Source organism: Williamsia sp. M5A3_1d, assembly GCF_053345315.1.
In genome coordinates, this window is record NZ_JBKEZX010000004.1 from 157,363 (window position 1) to 174,145 (window position 16,783).

A 16,783-nucleotide genomic window follows, 5' to 3' on the forward strand; every position below is an offset into this window, starting at 1 on the left:
GACCGAGGCGTGCTCACACGCGCCGAGGCCACCGAGGCCGTCGCCGCCCTCACCGCAATCGCCGCCGGCTCGACCCCGAGCCCGCTTCCCGACGCCGATCAGGCGGTGCTCGCGCTGGCTGCGCGGGACGCCGTTCTCGCGGCCGTCGCCGACGGCGAGGTCGCCGTGGGTCTCGACGTCGAGGGCTCGGTCGCCGAGAGCGTGGGACAGCCGCGACGCATCGTGCGTGTGGCGATCGGGCCCACCGACATCGGGTGGATCGCGACGACCTACCGCCACCAGATCGCGATCGCCGGCCTCGCCGACCCCGACGCACTGATCGGGCACTTCCTCGTGCTCCGTACGCCGTCGGGAGAGCGCGTGGTGCGCGAGTACGCATCCGGGGTGGCACTGCGGGACGCCTGGATCAACAGCATCGCGGTGGCGCGCGGTCGCGACCACCTAGGCTGAGGTATGGCACACCCGGGTATGCGCATCCTCCTGATCGGCGCCGGTGGAGTGGGTGACGCGCTCGCCAAGATCGCCGCCCGTCGGGACTTCTTCGATCATCTCGTCGTCGCCGACTACGATCTCGCTCGCGCAGAGCGCACGGTGGCCGCGATCGGCGAGCGGCACGGCGACACCGTGGCATCGCGGTTCACCGCGGCGCGCGTCGACGCCTCCGACGCCGACGCGGTGGCCGCTCTCGCGCGCGAGCACGGGGCGACGCACGTCATGAACGCCGTGGAACCGGCTTTCGTACCGACCGTGTTCGCCGGCGCCCTCGCCGCCGACGCCGACTACCTCGACATGGCGATGAGTCTGAGCACCCCGCACCCGACCGATCCGCACACCCGCACCGGGGTGATGCTGGGGGAGCAGCAGTTCGCCGCACACGACGAGTGGGTGTCCGCCGGTCGACTGGCGCTGGTCGGCATGGGCGTCGAGCCCGGACTGTCCGACGTCTTCGCCCGCCATGCCTGCGACGAACTGTTCGACACCGTCGACGAACTCGGCACACGCGACGGCGCGAACCTCGTGGTCCGCGACGAGAACGGCGCCGAGATGTTCGCACCGTCGTTCTCCATCTGGACCACCATCGAGGAATGTCTCAACCCGCCGGTGGTGTGGGAACGCGACCGGGGATGGTTCACCACTGCGCCGTTCTCCGAACCCGAGACGTTCGTGTTCCCCGAGGGCATCGGGCCGGTCGAATGCGTGAACGTGGAGCACGAGGAGGTGCTCCTCATGCCCCGATGGCTCGACGCGCGCCGTGTCACCTTCAAGTACGGACTCGGCGCCGAGTTCATCGGTGTCCTGCAGACGCTGCACACCCTCGGACTCGATGCGACCGAACCGATCCGGGTGCGTTCGGTCGACGGCCCGGTGTCGGTGTCACCGCGTGACGTGGTCGCGGCAGCACTTCCCGACCCCGCGACGATCGGTCCGGTGATGACCGGGAAGACCTGCGCGGGGATGTGGGTCACCGGGACGAAAGATGGTGCGGCCCGGGAGGTCTACCTCTACCACGTGAGCGACAACGAGTGGACCATGCGCGAATACGGCACCCAGTGCGTCGTCTGGCAGACCGCCCTCGGACCGGTCATCGCGCTCGAACTGCTCGCCACCGGGGCATGGTCGGGAACGGGCGTGCTCGGCCCCGAGGCGTTCGAGGCGTCACCGTTCCTCGAACTGATGGCGCGTCCGGAGTCCGAGGGCGGATACGGCCAACCGTGGGGCATGCGCGAGGGGCCGGCCTGAACGTTGGGACATCGACTACTTAGGGTGTCCTAATTCGGGGTGTAGGCTGCCGTCATGGCCAAGCGACTGAACACCATGGAGGTCACCGGCACCGAGTGGCTCACCCCGCACATGATGCGGGTCCGCCTCGGTGGTCCGGGCTTCTCCGACTTCGCCTCGAGCGACGACACCGACGCCTACGTGAAGATCCTCTTCGGGGTCCCCGGCGTGACCTACCCCGATCCGTACGACCTCGAGCGGATCCGCGCCGAGTACACACCGGAACAGCAACCCGTGTTGCGGACGTACACCGTGCGGACGGTCGACCACGAACGCCGTGAGATCGCGATCGACTTCGTGGTCCATGGCACCGAGGGCATCGCGGGCCCCTGGGCGGCGTCCGCCCAGGTCGGTGACGTCGTGCGATTCCTTGGGCCCGGCAGCGGGTACCGCCCCGACCCCGAGGCGCCGTGGCACCTGCTCGCCTCCGACGAGGCGGGACTCCCCGCCCTGGCCGCCGCCCTCGAGTCGCTGCCCCCGGCCGCCACCGTGCAGGCCTTCATCGAGGTCGCGGGACCCGAGGACGAGATCGCGCTCGTCGCACCGAGCGACGCCCGCATCACCTGGGTCCATCGGGGCGCAGGCTCCGACACCGCCGGCGACGATGTGGCGGGTGACAACGCGCCGCTGATCCGCGCGGTCCGCGATGCACCGTGGCTCGACGGTGAGCCGCACGTGTTCATCCACGGCGAGGCGCAGGCCGTGATGCACAACCTGCGGCGCTACATCCGATCCGAGCGTGGGGTCTCGGCGCGACGCGCCTCGATCTCGGGGTACTGGCGTCGAGGACGGACCGAGGAGGGCTTCCGGGCGTGGAAGGCCGAGCTGCGGGCGGCCGAGGAGAGCGCGACCGTCGGTTCCTGACACGGCGCTCCTGGGTGGGAACGCTTTGATCACGACGCGCGTGTCAGGACCCGGGTGTGGTCCTCGGGCGGTGTTGGCTGGTCGTCGTGAGCACCTCCTCGACCCGACTCGGTGAATTCGAGTCCTACCTGCGTTACGAACGGGGCAGCAGCGAGCACACGATCCGCGCCTACGTCGGTGACGTCCGCGCACTGGTCAGCTTCGCCGGAGCGCGACGGGTGTCCATCGCCGAGATCGACCTCGCGGTACTGCGGGCCTGGCTGGCCGAGTCGACACGGCGTGGCGCCGCGCGCACCACGATCGCGCGGCAGGTGTCGTCGGTGAAGACCTTCTGCACCTGGGCCGCCCGCGAGGGTGTGATGGCCCACGATGCCGCGACTCGACTTCAGGCTCCCCGCGCGCACCGCACCCTGCCTGCGGTCCTCTCGCCGGATCAGGCGCGCAGTGTGATGGCAGGGTCCGTTCGATCCGAGTCCGTTCGATCCGAGTCCGACCGATCCGAGTCCGACCGATCCGAGTCCGACCGATCCGACTCCGATCCGGCTGCGACCGGTGCGTCGGCGGGTCGGTCGTCGCGGACCCCGATCATGCTGCGGGACAGGGCGATCCTCGAGGTCCTCTACGCCACCGGTATCCGTGTGGGCGAGCTCTGCGGGCTCGATCTCGACGACGTCGACGACGGTCGCCGCGTGCTACGCGTGATCGGCAAGGGCGACAAGCAACGCACGGTGCCCTTCGGCGCACCCGCGGGCGCCGCGCTCGACGCGTGGCGCGCACGTGGCCGTCCGGCACTCGCGGGCCCGACATCAGGATCGGCGCTGCTGCTCGGCGCCAAGGGTGGGCGACTCGACCCGCGGATGGCGCGCAGCGTCGTCCACGCGGCCACCCGTGCGGTCGAGGGCGCACCCGACATCGGTCCGCACGGTCTGCGTCACTCGGCGGCGACACATCTTCTCGAGGGTGGCGCCGACCTGCGCGTCGTGCAGGAGCTGCTCGGCCACTCGTCCCTGGCGACGACGCAGCTCTACACCCATGTCGGCGTCGAACGCCTCCGAGCCGTCCACCGTCAGGCCCATCCCCGGGCCTGAGGGCCGACCGGTCCGATCGCGGAGACGTCGCCGACCGGTTTCAGTCGCACGCGGACCACGCCGAGCAGGGCCAACGGGTTGAGGTACCGGGCCGCCGACCCCGAGCCCCGCCGCGCACCCCAGTGCAGACAGGCAGCGACACAGCCGGGATGCACGCCGTCGACGGTGCCCAACGGCGAGCCCCGTGCCACCGACATACCCACCGACACCGTCGCGGTCACCGGCTCGTAGGTGGTGAGCACACCGTCCGGGTGCAGCACCGACACCACGGGTTTCCCGGCGACCACACCCGCGAAATGGACGACACCCGCACCGGCCGAGACGACCGGTGCGCTGGGCGCCGAGGCCAGATCGACCCCGCGATGCCCCGCGAGCCAGCGCGCAGCCGGGGGATCGAAACCCCGGACCACCGCCGGGCGGGGACTCAGCGGCCATCCGTAGCCACCCGGGGTGAGTCCCTCGGCCCGCGACGGCCCGGGCACGGCGACGATCGCGACACCGAGCATCGCGACGACGGCGACGAGGATCATCGCCGACCTCGCCAGCTCCGCCGGGATGGGCGACGTCGTCCGTCGACGCGACGAGACGAGCACAGATGTCGCCGACCCCTCGTGTCCCGTGGGCGGCCCACCCCGACCGGGGTGCGTCGCGACCTGGGCGTCTCCGGCGACATCTGTGCTCACATCGGTTCAGACGGTGGCCGTCGACCTGCGGTTCCCTCGGCGGATCGATGATTTCGTGGGCAGGGCGGCCCGTGCGTACACTGAACGACGCACTTCGCCCTCGCGGGTGAGGTGACTTCGCACGCCTGCACCACCCGGGTGGCACCTCGCACATGCGGGGCTCGCGCCCGGAACACCTCCGATCAGGCGGTCCGGCGGATCTCGGTGATCCGCACGGTTCTGATCGGACCCAGGCGTCAGGGTCGGGCGCACAACGCTCCCGACGACCAACTGCACACGGAAGAAGAACACCCACATGGCTGTAGTGACCATGAAGCAGCTGCTCGACAGCGGCGCTCATTTCGGGCATCAGACCCGTCGTTGGAATCCCAAGATGAAGCGATTCATCTTCACCGATCGCAACGGCATCTACATCATCGATCTGCAGCAGACGCTGACCTACATCGACAAGGCCTACGAGTTCGTCAAGGAGACCGTCGCCCACGGCGGCACCGTCCTGTTCGTCGGCACCAAGAAGCAGGCCCAGGAGTCGATCGCCGCCGAGGCCACCCGCGTCGGGATGCCGTACGTGAACCAGCGCTGGCTCGGTGGCATGCTCACCAACTTCTCGACCGTCCACAAGCGTCTCCTGCGTCTCAAGGAGCTCGAGACGATGGAGCAGACCGGCGGTTTCGAGGGTCGCACCAAGAAGGAAATCCTCATGCTCACGCGTGAGATGACCAAGCTCGACCGCACCCTCGGCGGTATCCGCGACATGGCCCGCGTGCCCTCGGCCGTGTGGATCGTGGACACCAACAAGGAGCACATCGCCGTCGGCGAGGCCCGCAAGCTCAACATCCCGGTCATCGCGATCCTCGACACCAACTGCGACCCGGACCTGGTCGACTACCCGATCCCGGGCAACGACGACGCCATCCGCAGCGCGGCGCTGCTGACCCGCGTGGTCGCGGCTGCGGTCGCCGAGGGTGTCCAGGCACGTGCCGGACAGAACGCCGGCGACGCCAAGCCCGAGGCCGGAGCGGGCGAGCCGCTCGCCGAGTGGGAGCAGGAGCTACTCACGCAGGCGACGACCCCCGCCGCAGGCACCGAGGCGCCGGCCGCCGAGGCGACCGCCCCGGCCGCCACCGCCGAGGCCGCGCCCGCGGCCGCCGACGAGGCGCCCGCACAGGCCTGACCGATCGAGCCCTCGGGCTCGAGCGACGACGAGGGCGTCGGGCCATCAGGCTCGGCGCCCGAATCGCGTCTGAACACCGTCGACGTCACACGGCGCCGACACCCCACGACGCGACGACGCGCCCCGAGCGTGGGCGTCGCGACACCGATGAAGGAGGCTCGCCGCACATGGCGAACTACACCGCTGCCGACGTCAAGCGGCTCCGCGAGCTCACGGGCTCGGGAATGCTGGACTGCAAGAACGCCCTCGCCGACAACGACGGCGACTTCGACAAGGCTGTCGAACAGCTCCGCATCAAGGGCGCGAAGGACGTCGGCAAGCGCGCCGAGCGGTCCACTGCCGAGGGCCTCGTCGCCACCCGCGACGGCGTCATGATCGAGATCAACTGCGAGACCGACTTCGTGGCGAAGAACGACGAGTTCCAGAAGCTCGCCGACGCGATCGTCACCGCGGCCGCCGAGCAGAAGGCGACCGATCTGGAGTCGCTCGGAGCCGCGAAGCTCGGCGACCAGACCGTCACCGAGGCCGTCGCCGCGCTGTCGGCGAAGATCGGCGAGAAGCTCGAACTGCGACGCGTCGTCTCCTACGACGGCCCCGTCGCGAGCTACCTCCACAAGCGTGCGTCGGATCTCCCGCCTGCCGTCGGTGTCCTCGTGCAGTACACCGGTGACGGCGCCGAGGCGGCCGAGGCCGCACGCGGTGCCGCCATGCAGGTCGCCGCACTCAAGGCCCGCTACGCCACCCGCGACGAGGTCCCCGCCGACATCGTGGAGAACGAGCGGTCCATCGCCGAGAAGACCGCGCGCGAGGAGGGCAAGCCCGAGCAGGCGCTGCCCAAGATCGTCGAGGGTCGCGTCAACGGCTTCTACAAGGACGTCGTCCTGATCGACCAGTCGTCGGTGCAGGATTCGAAGAAGACGGTCAAGGCCGTCCTCGACGAGGCCGGCGTCACCGTGACCGCGTTCTCGCGCTTCGAGGTCGGACAGGCCTGAGCCGACCCGACCACGATCCACGACAGGCCCCGGTGAGCACCGCGCTCACCGGGGCCTGTCGTGTACGCATAGGATCACTGTCGACAACCGGTCCCCTCCGACGCCACCTCGGTGGTCCGGATCGCCGGTCCGATGAGCGCCGAACGGAAGGCATGATGTGACCGAGATCGACGGGGGAGCCATCGACGGGGCGACACGTCCCGGTTTCCGTCGCGTGGTCCTCAAACTCGGCGGCGAGATGTTCGGCGGCGGCAAGGTGGGGCTCGACCCCGACGTGGTCTCCACCGTCGCCGCCCAGATCTCCGAGGTCGTCCGCAGCGGCGTGCAGGTGGCGGTCGTGATCGGCGGAGGCAACTTCTTCCGTGGTGCCGAACTCCAGCAGCGCGGACTCGAGCGCAGTCGCTCGGATTACATGGGCATGCTCGGCACCGTCATGAACAGCCTTGCGCTGCAGGACTTCCTCGAGAAGTCAGGTGTGGTCACCCGGGTGCAGACCGCGATCACCATGGGTCAGGTGGCCGAGCCGTACATCCCGTTGCGGGCCCAGCGCCATCTCGAGAAGGGGCGGGTGGTGATCTTCGGCGCCGGCATGGGCATGCCGTACTTCTCCACCGACACCACCGCCGCACAGCGCGCACTCGAGATCAAGGCCGAGGTCGTCCTGATGGCCAAGGCCGTCGACGGTGTCTATTCCGACGACCCGCGCACGAACCCCGACGCGACGCTCTACAGCGAGATCACCCACCGCGAGGTCATCGAGAAGGGCCTCGCCGTCGCCGACTCCACCGCGTTCAGCCTGTGTATGGACAACAAGATGCCGATGCTCGTGTTCAACCTGTTGCGCGAGGGGAACATCGCGCGTGCGGTGGCGGGTGAGAAGATCGGAACCCTGGTCACCACGTGATCACCACCAGTCACAGCAGCAGGAATCGCGCGACCCGCAGCGAGCACACAACGGAGGCGAAACCGTGATCGACGAAGCACTCTTCGATGCCGAGGAGAAGATGGAGAAAGCTGTCTCCGTGGCCAAGGACGACATGGGGTCGATCCGGACCGGTCGTGCGAATCCGTCGATGTTCAACCGCATCGTCATCGACTACTACGGCGCGATGACCCCGATCACGCAGGTCTCCTCGATCACCGCCCCCGAGGCGCGGATGATCATCATCAAGCCCTACGAGGCGTCGTCGCTGAACGCGATCGAGACCGCCATCCGCAACTCCGACCTCGGCGTGAACCCCACCAACGACGGCAACATCATCCGCGTGGCGATCCCGCAGCTGACCGAGGAGCGTCGTCGCGAACTGGTGAAGCAGGTCAAGTCCAAGGGTGAGGATGCGAAGATCTCCATCCGCAACGTCCGCCGCAAGGCCGCCGACGAACTCAAGCGCATCCAGAAGGACGGCGAGGCGGGCGAGGACGAGGTCAACCGCGCCGAGAAGGACCTCGACAAGACCACGGCGGGCTACGTCGCCCAGGTCGACGACCTGGTGACGCGCAAAGAGGGCGAACTGCTCGAGGTGTGAGGGGCGCCGGACGGCGGACAGCGGTGCGGGGCGACGGGGACGACAGCGAAGGACAGGGTGTGAGCGAAACGAGGCCGACGGCCGCGCCCGACCCGTCCCACCCGGACCCGTCCGCGGCCGGGGAACCGGAGAAGAAATCCCGGGCCGGGCGCGACCTGCCCGCGGCCTTCGCCGTCGGCGGAGGTCTCGGCGTCGGCGTCATCCTCATCCTGGTCTTCGCCCCACTGGTGTGGATCCCCGTGGTGGCGGTGTCCATCGCGATCGCCACGTGGGAGGTGGCCAAGCGGGTCCGCGCCGGCGGGTACGACGTGGGGATCATCCCGCTCATCGGCGGCGGCCAGGCGATCATGTGGACCGCGTGGCCCTTCGGCGCGACCGGTGCGCTGGTGTCGTTCGTGGCGACCGTTCTCGTGGCGATGATCTGGAAACTGTTGTCGCAGGGGCGGACCACTGCACCGGTCAACTATCTCCGCGACCTCGCCGTGACGGTGTTGATCCTCGCGTGGCTGCCGCTGCTGGCGTCGTTCGCCGTCGCGATGGTGCTGCAGAGCCACGGCTGGGCGCGCGTGTTGACGCTCATGATCGTGGTCGTGTGCTCCGACGTGGGCGGCTACACAGCCGGCGTCCTCTTCGGCAAGCACCCGATGGTGCCCGCCATCTCGCCGAAGAAATCGTGGGAGGGCATGGCGGGTTCGCTCGTCTTCGGCACGGTGGGGGCGGTGGTCGTCGTCACCTACCTCGTCGGCGCCCACTGGTGGATCGGCCTCGTCCTCGGACCGGTCCTGGTGGTGTGCGCCACCCTCGGCGACCTCGTGGAGTCACAGGTCAAGCGTGATCTCGGCATCAAGGACATGGGGACCCTGCTCCCCGGCCACGGCGGGATCATGGACCGACTCGACTCGATCCTGCCGTCGGCGTTCGTCGTGTGGGCCATCCTCGGCGCCCTGCTCTGACCCGGATCGCACCACACGCCACACACCGATCGCCGCGCGTCGCGCCCGACGGACGTGACGCGCGGCGACGGGCGATCAGACCTTGCGGACCGCGCGACGCACCTGGAACATGCGCGCACCGCCGACGACCGCGGTGATGAGCGCGCCGGCGATGGCCGCGATCAGCAGGCTCACGCCCTGCGGGAGGTTGACCTCCCAGAAGAACAGCTGGATCGACTGGCTGTCGAGGTTCTGCACGATGAACACCAGGAGCAGGATGAGCACGATGGCGCCGACGATGAGGCCCACCCACGCCGACTTCGTGCGGGTGTGCTGGACGTCGCTGAGGGCCTGCTTCACCGCGGCCTGCTTGTCGGCGGAATCGGGACCCGAGGACGCATCGGCGGCGGGCAGATCCGTGGAGGACGGGGTGGGGTCGGCCGGGGTCGGCTCGTTGTATGTCATGGGCACATCATCCCCTGTCCGACGCCCGCGCCGCGACAGGTCTCGGGGCACACGCCGCGGATTGGATTTCCATCCCGAACTGCGAGAGCGTTGACCCATGCCCGGTCTCGACCTCCCGTTGGTCTTCGACGCCCCCAAGCGAGGGCGTCCGCCCACCCATCTGGCGGATCTCGATCGTGACCAGCGCGCCGACGCGGTCACGAAGCTCGGTCTCCCGGGCTTTCGAGCCGACCAACTCGCCCGCCAGTACTACGGACGCCTCGAGGCCGATCCGGAGGCGATGACCGACCTCCCCGCCGCGGTCCGGGCCTCTGTGGGACAGGCGTTGTTCCCGACGCTGATGACCCCGATCCGACACATCTCGTGCGACGACGGCACCACGCGGAAGACCCTGTGGCGCCTGCACGACGGCACGATGCTGGAGTCGGTGCTGATGGGCTACTCCGATCGCACCACGGTGTGCGTCTCGTCGCAGGCGGGGTGCGGGATGGCGTGCCCGTTCTGCGCGACGGGCCAGGGCGGACTCGACCGCAACCTGTCGACCGCCGAGATCGTCGACCAGGTCCGCGCGGCGGCACGTGCGGTCGCCGACGGGGAACTCTCGGGCGGTCGCAAGGACGCCCGCCGACTGTCGAACGTGGTGTTCATGGGCATGGGCGAACCACTCGCGAACTACAACCGGGTCCGTGATGCCGTGTCGCGCATCATCTCCCCGGCCCCCGACGGCCTCGGCATCTCGCAGCGCTCGGTGACCGTCTCGACGGTCGGTCTGGCCCCGGCGATCCGGCGGCTGGCCGACGAGGGGTGGCAGGTACGTCTCGCGGTGTCGCTGCACACCCCCGACGACGAACTGCGAGACACGCTCGTGCCGGTGAACAACCGGTGGTCGGTCGACGAGGTCCTATCGGCCGCACGGTATTACGCCGACACCTCCGGTCGCCGGGTCTCGATCGAGTACGCCCTCATCAAGGACGTCAACGATCAGCCGTGGCGTGCCGATCTGCTGGCGAAACGACTACGCAAGCATCTGGGCCAACTGGTGCACGTCAACGTCATCCCGCTGAACCCGACGCCCGGCAGCGAATGGGATGCCGCGCCGAAGCCGGTGGAGCGGGAGTTCGTACGCCGGGTCGTGGCCGGGGGAGTGGCGTGCACCGTGCGCGACACCCGCGGACAGGAGATCGCCGCCGCCTGCGGTCAGCTGGCGGCCGAGGGCTGACGACCGGCAGCGAGTCCGGGAACGCTCAGTTACGCCACTTGCCGCGACGCAGGTACACGTCGCGCAGCAACACGAACCACAGCGCCGCGGTGAAGCCGATGAGGTAGAGGTCCTCGACGTGCCCTTGGTGGTTGCCGATGATCATGGCCAGCAGTGCGATGCCGCTGATCCAGCCGGCGATGCGCATCGCGGGCAGGCTCTCGCCGTGCCACCCGAAGCGGGCCGAGGGGGCGTCCGGCGGCTCGTGGGCCCAACCGGTATCGACGACCTCGACCTCGTGGGAGTGGGTGTCGGCGTGCTCGACCTCGCTGCTTGCCACTTTGATTCTCCTTCTCGTGACCTGTGTCGCGACGGTCGGCCGCGGTCAACGATGGCGCGTAGTAGGCACAGCATATCGTCGGCACCCGCCTCGGTGCACCGGCGCATCGACGATGGGAGGATGACGGGCGTGTCGCTGTCGAGATACCGGTCCGAGAACCTGCCACGCGACCTCGTCGGGTACGGGGAACACCGTCCCCATCCGCGGTGGCCGGACGACGCGGCCATCGCCGTGCAGTTCGTCCTGAACTACGAGGAGGGTTCGGAGAACAACGTCCTCGACGGCGATCCGGCCAGCGAGACGTTCCTCTCCGAGATGGCTGCGCCGGCGGCGTACCCCGACCGGCACATGAGCATGGAGTCGCTCTACGAGTACGGCTCGCGCGCCGGGGTGTGGCGCGTGTTGCGCACCTTCGATCGCCGCGAGCTGCCGCTCACGGTGTTCGCCGTCGCGCAGGCGATGGCCCGCAACACCGAGGTCGCCGCAGCATTCGTCGAACGCGGACACGAGATCGCCGCACACGGGCTGCGGTGGCTGAACTACCAGGAGACCGCACCCGAGGTCGAGCGCGCGCACATGGCGCAGGCGGTCGACCTGCTCACCGAGATCACAGGACAGGCCCCCGTCGGCTGGTACACCGGCCGCGACTCCCCGAACACCCGATCGTTGGTCATCTCCCACGGCGGTTTCCTCTACGACTCCGACAGCTATGCCGACGACCTGCCGTACTGGGTGCCGGTCCCCGCCTCGGAGGGGGAGGGCGAGGCGGCGGGCCACCACCTGGTGGTGCCGTACACCCTAGACACCAACGACATGCGCTTCTCGTCGTCATCGGGTTTCTCGACCGGCGAGGACTTCTTCGTGCATCTGCGCGACGCGTTCGACGTGCTCTACGCCGAGGGGACCGCGGGCGCACCCGCGATGCTCTCGGTCGGTCTGCACTGCCGGATCGTCGGCCGTCCGGCCCGGATCGCGGCCCTCGAGCGATTCCTCGACCACGTGCAGTCCCACGACCGCGTGTGGATCGCACGACGGGTCGACGTGGCCCGGCATTGGCACGCCCATCACCGCCCACCACAATGAGCCGGTGACCCCCAGCGACGCCCCCACCGTCAGGCGAGTCCTGATCCTCGGCTCCACCGGCTCGATCGGTGTACAGGCCCTCGAGGTGATCGCCGCGAATCCCGACCTGTTCGCGGTCGTCGGCGTCGGTGCGGGCGGGTCGAACATCGATCTCCTCGCCGAGCAGATCCGGACGCTGCGACTGGGCGCCGAGGCGGTCGCGGTGGCCGACGCCGCGGCCGCACGCTCGCTGGCCGATCGGATGGGCTGGCCGTCGGTCCGCTCGGGACCCGACGCGATGTGCGACCTCGTCGAGTCGGTGTCCGCCGATGTCGTGCTCAACGCCGTCGTCGGGTCCCTGGGTCTGCGGCCCACCCTCGCGGCGCTGGCGACGGGCGCATCGCTCGCCCTGGCGAACAAGGAGTCGCTGGTCGCGGGAGGCGCGCTGGTCCTCGCCGCGGCCGCGCCCGATCAGATCGTCCCCGTCGACTCCGAGCACTCGGCCATCGCGCAATGCCTGCGGGCGGGTACGGCGGCCGAGGTGGACCGCCTGGTGCTGACCGCGTCCGGCGGGCCCTTCCGCGGGTTCACCGCGCAGCAGCTGGAGTCGGTGACACCCGAGCAGGCGGGCAGACACCCGACGTGGTCGATGGGTCCGATGATCACGCTGAACTCGGCGACCCTGGTCAACAAGGCCCTCGAGGTCGTCGAGGCGCACCTGCTGTTCGGGGTGCCCTACGACCGCATCGATGTCACCGTCCACCCGCAGTCGATCGTGCACTCGATGGTGACCTTCGTCGACGGGGCGACGGTCGCCAAGGCCTCGCCGCCGTCGATGAAACTGCCGATCGCGCTGGCGCTGGGGTGGCCGCGACGGGTACCCGGCGCATCGACCGCCTGCGATTTCTCGACGGCGTCGTCGTGGACCTTCGAACCCGTCGACTCCGAGGTGTTCCCGGCCATCGACCTGGCCCGATCGGCCGGTACCCGCGGCGGCTCGCTGACGGCGGTGTTCAACGCGGCCAACGAGGCGGCGGCCGACGGGTTCTTCGCGGGCGCCATCGCGTTCCCGCGGATCGTGGGCGTCATCGGTGACGTGCTCGCGCACGCCGACGAGTGGACCGCGACCCCGGGTACCGTGGAGGAGGTCCTCGCGGCCGACGACTGGGCGCGTCGACGCGCGCACGAACTGGTCACACGCCACGCGCGGTGACCGCCGGGACTCCCGGCGACGGCGCCACAACGACAACTGGAGGTCACGAGCGCGGTGGGTTTCATCCTGGGTGTGCTGCTGTTCGCGGCGGGTCTGCTGCTGTCGATCGCCTGGCACGAGTGCGGACACATGTGGGCCGCACAGCGCACCGGCATGCTGGTGCGCCGCTACTTCGTCGGCTTCGGACCCACCCTGTGGTCGGTCCGGCGCGGCGAGACCGAGTACGGGATCAAGGCGCTCCCGCTGGGCGGCTTCTGCGACATCGCCGGGATGACGACCTACGACGAGATCGACCCGCGCTTCGAACACCGCGCGATGTACCGGCAGAAGGCGTGGAAACGGCTCGTGGTCATGATCGCCGGGCCGATGCAGAACTTCATCCTCGGTTTCGTGCTCATCGTCATCCTCGCGGTGACCGCGGGACTACCGGTGCTCAACGGCAAGACCGAGGTGTCGGTGGGGTCGATGGCGTGTGTGGCCCCGTCGGTGCAACCCAACGGCGACCTCACACCGTGCTCGGGTGGCAGCCCGGCCCAGGCCGCAGGTCTGCGCACCGGTGATCGTGTGATCATGGTGAACGGCGACCGATTCGACAACTCGAGCGGCCTGGTGTCGACCATCCAGAAGGCCACCGGTTCGGTCGTCCTCACCATCGAACGCGACGGACGCGAGCAGACACTCACCGTCCCGGTGTCACAGGTACAGCGGCAGGTCCGCAGCGGCGACGGCACCACCTCGACCGCCACCGTCGGCGCGATCGGTGTGGCGTTGTCCGACAACGGCATCAAGGAGTACTCGGCACTGACCGCGGTCCCCGGCGCCGTGGTGTTCACCGGCCAGCTCATCGCACGTACCTGGGATGCCCTGCTGTCGCTGCCGCAGAAGGTCGGCGCGCTGTGGACGTCGGTGACCGGCGGCGAACGCGCCGCCGACACCCCGGTCAGCGTCTACGGGGCCTCGGTCATCGGAGGGCAGGCCGCCGAGCGCGGATCGTGGAGCTTCTTCATCTTCCTGCTCGCCAGCATCAACTTCTTCCTCGGCCTGTTCAACCTGGTGCCGCTCCTCCCGCTCGACGGCGGTCACATGGCCCTCATCGGGTACGAGAAGGGGCGCAACGCACTTCGTCGACGACTCGGCAAGGTCGCCAAGGGCCCCGTCGACTACCTCAAGCTGATGCCGGCGACGTACGCGGTACTCGCGGTGATGGGCTGTTACATGGTCCTCACGCTGTCGGCCGACATCATCAATCCCATCAAGGTCTTCTAGGAAGGCACTCTCATGCCCAGCGATCCCACCTCCGGTCCGATGTCCATCGGACTCGGTATGCCCGCGGCACCCCCGCCGGTCTTGGCCCCGCGCCGGAAGACCCGCCAGATCCAGGTCGGCACGGTCGGTGTCGGCAGCGACCACCCGATCTCGGTGCAGTCGATGTGTACCACCAAGACCCACGACATCAACTCCACCCTGCAGCAGATCGCCGAGCTGACCGCATCGGGCTGCGACATCGTGCGCGTGGCCTGCCCCCGGCAGGAGGACGCCGACGCCCTCGCCGTGATCGCGAAGAAGAGTCAGATCCCGGTCATCGCCGACATCCACTTCCAGCCGCGCTACATCTTCGCCGCGATCGATGCCGGATGCGCCGCCGTGCGCGTGAACCCCGGCAACATCAAGGAATTCGACGGCCGGGTGAAGGACGTCGCCCTCGCGGCGAAGGATGCGAACATCCCGATCCGTATCGGCGTCAACGCCGGTTCGCTCGACCCGCGACTGCTCGCGAAGTACGGCAAGGCGACCCCCGAGGCGCTCGTGGAATCGGCGCTGTGGGAGGCGAGCCTGTTCGAGGAGCACGGGTTCGGCGACATCAAGATCTCGGTGAAGCACAACGACCCGGTGATCATGGTCGAGGCCTACCGTCAGCTCGCCGCACAGTCGGACTACCCACTGCACCTCGGCGTCACCGAGGCGGGCCCGGCGTTCCAGGGCACCATCAAGTCCGCGGTCGCCTTCGGTGCCCTGCTGTCCGAGGGCATCGGCGACACCATCCGCGTGTCGCTCTCGGCCCCGCCGGCCGAGGAGATCAAGGTCGGCGACCAGATCCTGCAATCGCTCAACCTGCGTCCGCGCAAACTCGAAATCGTGTCCTGCCCGTCGTGCGGCCGCGCACAGGTCGACGTCTACAAGCTCGCCGACGAGGTGAGTGCCGGCCTCGAGGGCATGGAGATACCGCTGCGCGTCGCGGTCATGGGCTGCGTCGTCAACGGTCCCGGCGAGGCCCGCGAGGCCGACCTGGGCGTGGCCTCGGGCAACGGTCGCGGACAGATCTTCGTCAAGGGTGAGGTCATCAAAACCGTGCCCGAAGCCCAGATCGTGGAAACTCTGATCGAAGAAGCTCTTCGCATTGCCGCCGATTCGGGGGAGACTGGCGATGGGGCCACCACCGGATCGCCGGTCGTCAGCGTCGGATAGCCCACCGACGCCTGCGACAGGCGCACCGTCTCCACCTCTCGACCCGTCGTCCGACCGGTCGATTCACGACTGCCCGGGCCGGGAGCGACCGTGTTGAAGCTGCTGGGCGACAAGCCCCTCGGCGCGCGCGACGCCGAGGCGGTCGGTGCCGCACTGGCTCTCGACCCGGTCGCGATGTGCATGGTGGCCGCGCGCGTGGAGGAACAGGGCGTCTCCCCGCGCCTGCTGGGCGGCGAGCTGTGGACCACCACCGAACCGACGACGTCGCTGTGCTTCTCGGGCGCGAACCTCATCCCGATGCTCGGTGACGCCGCCGACATGGAGATGTTCGCCGCCCGCGCCACGCGCAACCCGCGTGTGTGCTCGTCGATCGTGGGGCGAGCAGATCACGTCCTCGCGTTCTGGGAGCACGCGAAGGCGCACTGGGGTCCCGCGCGCGAGGTGCGGGCCGATCAACCCCTGCTCGCGATGTCGGGGCCGCCGTCGGTGGGTCCCGACCGTGCGGTCCGCCGTGTACGGATCAGCGAGATCGACGCCTACCTGCCCGCAGCGATCGAGATGTTCCACGGCGAAGTGGGTGTCGACCCCCGCGCCGGCGACGGGGGACGGTCCTACCGGCGACGTATCGCCTCCCTCATCGGCGCCGGACGCGCGTTCGCCCGCTTCGAGAACGGCGAGGTGGTGTTCAAGGCCGAGATCGGCTCGATGTCGTCCACCGTCGGCCAGATCCAGGGCGTGTGGGTTGCCCACGACCGCCGCGGGGAGGGACTCGGTGCCTCCGGGACCGCCGCGGTCGTCTCCGCGATCGCCGCCGAGGGCCGCATGTCGAGCCTCTACGTCAACGGTTTCAACACCGCGGCCCGTGCCGCCTACGCGAAGGTCGGTTTCGCCGAGGTCGGCACGTTCGCGACCGTGCTGGTCGACTGACCCCCGGGGGATCGCCTCGGCCGCCCCCATCCGTGGGCGAATTCTCAGGTGGATGCGCTGCGTGGCACCACGAT

The 16,783-nt window shown here is 69.3% G+C and carries 18 protein-coding genes; 15 read left to right on the forward strand and 3 right to left on the reverse strand.

Annotated features, from left to right (window positions below):
* Positions 1-9 precede the first annotated feature (9 nt).
* The 4 genes from ACLBW1_RS17630 to ACLBW1_RS17645 all read left to right on the forward strand — a co-directional run bounded on the left by ACLBW1_RS17630 (position 10) and on the right by ACLBW1_RS17645 (position 3,731).
* The gene (locus ACLBW1_RS17630; RefSeq protein ID WP_447813115.1) at positions 10-450 is read left to right on the forward strand and encodes a hypothetical protein; all 441 of its coding nucleotides are present in this window, start codon (positions 10-12) and stop codon (positions 448-450) included.
* 18 nt (positions 451-468) lie between these two features.
* A complete protein-coding gene (locus ACLBW1_RS17635) occupies positions 469-1,740 on the forward strand; it encodes a saccharopine dehydrogenase family protein (RefSeq protein ID WP_447813604.1) in 1,272 nt (423 codons plus the stop codon).
* Positions 1,741-1,794: 54 nt separating this feature from the next.
* Complete coding sequence (locus ACLBW1_RS17640; RefSeq protein ID WP_447813116.1) at positions 1,795-2,643, forward strand: siderophore-interacting protein; 849 nt, start codon at positions 1,795-1,797, stop codon at positions 2,641-2,643.
* A gap of 86 nt (positions 2,644-2,729) precedes the next feature.
* The gene (locus ACLBW1_RS17645) at positions 2,730-3,731 is read left to right on the forward strand and encodes a tyrosine recombinase XerC (RefSeq protein ID WP_447813117.1); all 1,002 of its coding nucleotides are present in this window, start codon (positions 2,730-2,732) and stop codon (positions 3,729-3,731) included.
* Here ACLBW1_RS17645 and ACLBW1_RS17650 read toward each other — a convergent pair.
* Entirely contained in the window at positions 3,710-4,261 is a 552-nt protein-coding gene (locus tag ACLBW1_RS17650; protein ID WP_447813605.1) for a peptidoglycan DD-metalloendopeptidase family protein, read from the reverse strand. The two genes, ACLBW1_RS17645 and ACLBW1_RS17650, sit on opposite strands and share 22 nt — an antisense overlap.
* Positions 4,262-4,709: 448 nt before the next feature.
* Between ACLBW1_RS17650 and rpsB the strand changes: the two genes are divergently transcribed.
* The 5 genes from rpsB (at position 4,710) to ACLBW1_RS17675 (ending at position 9,059) form a co-directional block, all read left to right on the forward strand.
* Positions 4,710-5,588, forward strand: coding sequence for a 30S ribosomal protein S2 (rpsB, locus tag ACLBW1_RS17655; protein WP_447813118.1), 879 nt, complete (start codon positions 4,710-4,712; stop codon positions 5,586-5,588).
* Positions 5,589-5,755: 167 nt separating this feature from the next.
* Entirely contained in the window at positions 5,756-6,580 is an 825-nt protein-coding gene (gene tsf / locus ACLBW1_RS17660) for a translation elongation factor Ts (RefSeq protein ID WP_447813119.1), read from the forward strand.
* A gap of 166 nt (positions 6,581-6,746) precedes the next feature.
* Entirely contained in the window at positions 6,747-7,484 is a 738-nt protein-coding gene (gene pyrH / locus ACLBW1_RS17665; protein WP_447813606.1) for a UMP kinase, read from the forward strand.
* 64 nt (positions 7,485-7,548) lie between these two features.
* The gene (gene frr / locus ACLBW1_RS17670; protein WP_447813120.1) at positions 7,549-8,106 is read left to right on the forward strand and encodes a ribosome recycling factor; all 558 of its coding nucleotides are present in this window, start codon (positions 7,549-7,551) and stop codon (positions 8,104-8,106) included.
* A gap of 59 nt (positions 8,107-8,165) precedes the next feature.
* Complete coding sequence (locus ACLBW1_RS17675) at positions 8,166-9,059, forward strand: phosphatidate cytidylyltransferase (protein ID WP_447813121.1); 894 nt, start codon at positions 8,166-8,168, stop codon at positions 9,057-9,059.
* Positions 9,060-9,134: 75 nt separating this feature from the next.
* Here ACLBW1_RS17675 and ACLBW1_RS17680 read toward each other — a convergent pair whose 3' ends face one another.
* Entirely contained in the window at positions 9,135-9,503 is a 369-nt protein-coding gene (locus ACLBW1_RS17680; protein ID WP_447813122.1) for a LapA family protein, read from the reverse strand.
* A 97-nt stretch (positions 9,504-9,600) separates the two neighbouring features.
* On the opposite strand from ACLBW1_RS17680, the gene rlmN reads away from it, so the two are divergent.
* Positions 9,601-10,722 carry a 23S rRNA (adenine(2503)-C(2))-methyltransferase RlmN gene (rlmN, locus tag ACLBW1_RS17685; protein ID WP_447813123.1) on the forward strand — a complete coding sequence of 374 codons (1,122 nt, stop codon included), beginning with the start codon at positions 9,601-9,603 and terminating at the stop codon, positions 10,720-10,722.
* Between the two features lie 25 nt (positions 10,723-10,747).
* Here the strand turns inward: rlmN and ACLBW1_RS17690 are convergent, their stop codons facing one another.
* Positions 10,748-11,041 (reverse strand): DUF2631 domain-containing protein, encoded by a 294-nt coding sequence (locus tag ACLBW1_RS17690; protein WP_045822476.1) that lies wholly within the window; start codon positions 11,039-11,041, stop codon positions 10,748-10,750.
* Between the two features lie 120 nt (positions 11,042-11,161).
* On the opposite strand from ACLBW1_RS17690, the gene puuE reads away from it, so the two are divergent.
* From puuE to ACLBW1_RS17715, 5 genes are all read left to right on the forward strand, one after another.
* Complete coding sequence (puuE, locus tag ACLBW1_RS17695) at positions 11,162-12,124, forward strand: allantoinase PuuE (RefSeq protein ID WP_447813124.1); 963 nt, start codon at positions 11,162-11,164, stop codon at positions 12,122-12,124.
* Positions 12,125-12,128: 4 nt separating this feature from the next.
* Entirely contained in the window at positions 12,129-13,316 is a 1,188-nt protein-coding gene (gene dxr / locus ACLBW1_RS17700; RefSeq protein WP_447813125.1) for a 1-deoxy-D-xylulose-5-phosphate reductoisomerase, read from the forward strand.
* A gap of 54 nt (positions 13,317-13,370) precedes the next feature.
* Complete coding sequence (locus tag ACLBW1_RS17705; RefSeq protein ID WP_447813126.1) at positions 13,371-14,582, forward strand: M50 family metallopeptidase; 1,212 nt, start codon at positions 13,371-13,373, stop codon at positions 14,580-14,582.
* A 12-nt stretch (positions 14,583-14,594) separates the two neighbouring features.
* Entirely contained in the window at positions 14,595-15,782 is a 1,188-nt protein-coding gene (gene ispG, locus ACLBW1_RS17710; RefSeq protein ID WP_447813127.1) for a flavodoxin-dependent (E)-4-hydroxy-3-methylbut-2-enyl-diphosphate synthase, read from the forward strand.
* A gap of 90 nt (positions 15,783-15,872) precedes the next feature.
* On the forward strand, positions 15,873-16,709 hold the full coding sequence (locus ACLBW1_RS17715; protein WP_447813128.1) for a GNAT family N-acetyltransferase: 837 nt from the start codon (positions 15,873-15,875) through the stop codon (positions 16,707-16,709).
* Positions 16,710-16,783 lie beyond the last annotated feature (74 nt).

What these genes read in the sequence shown, in the direction of transcription:
- ACLBW1_RS17635 (WP_447813604.1), top strand. Translation starts at nt 469, where the DNA reads ATGCGCATCCTCCTGATCGGCGCCGGTGGAGTGGGTGACGCGCTCGCC.
- ACLBW1_RS17640 (WP_447813116.1), top strand. Translation starts at nt 1,795, where the DNA reads ATGGCCAAGCGACTGAACACCATGGAGGTCACCGGCACCGAGTGGCTC.
- ACLBW1_RS17650 (WP_447813605.1), bottom strand. Translation starts at nt 4,261, where the DNA reads ATGATCCTCGTCGCCGTCGTCGCGATGCTCGGTGTCGCGATCGTCGCC.
- rpsB (WP_447813118.1), top strand. Translation starts at nt 4,710, where the DNA reads ATGGCTGTAGTGACCATGAAGCAGCTGCTCGACAGCGGCGCTCATTTC.
- tsf (WP_447813119.1), top strand. Translation starts at nt 5,756, where the DNA reads ATGGCGAACTACACCGCTGCCGACGTCAAGCGGCTCCGCGAGCTCACG.
- ACLBW1_RS17680 (WP_447813122.1), bottom strand. Translation starts at nt 9,503, where the DNA reads ATGACATACAACGAGCCGACCCCGGCCGACCCCACCCCGTCCTCCACG.
- rlmN (WP_447813123.1), top strand. Translation starts at nt 9,601, where the DNA reads ATGCCCGGTCTCGACCTCCCGTTGGTCTTCGACGCCCCCAAGCGAGGG.
- puuE (WP_447813124.1), top strand. Translation starts at nt 11,162, where the DNA reads ATGACGGGCGTGTCGCTGTCGAGATACCGGTCCGAGAACCTGCCACGC.
- ispG (WP_447813127.1), top strand. Translation starts at nt 14,595, where the DNA reads ATGCCCAGCGATCCCACCTCCGGTCCGATGTCCATCGGACTCGGTATG.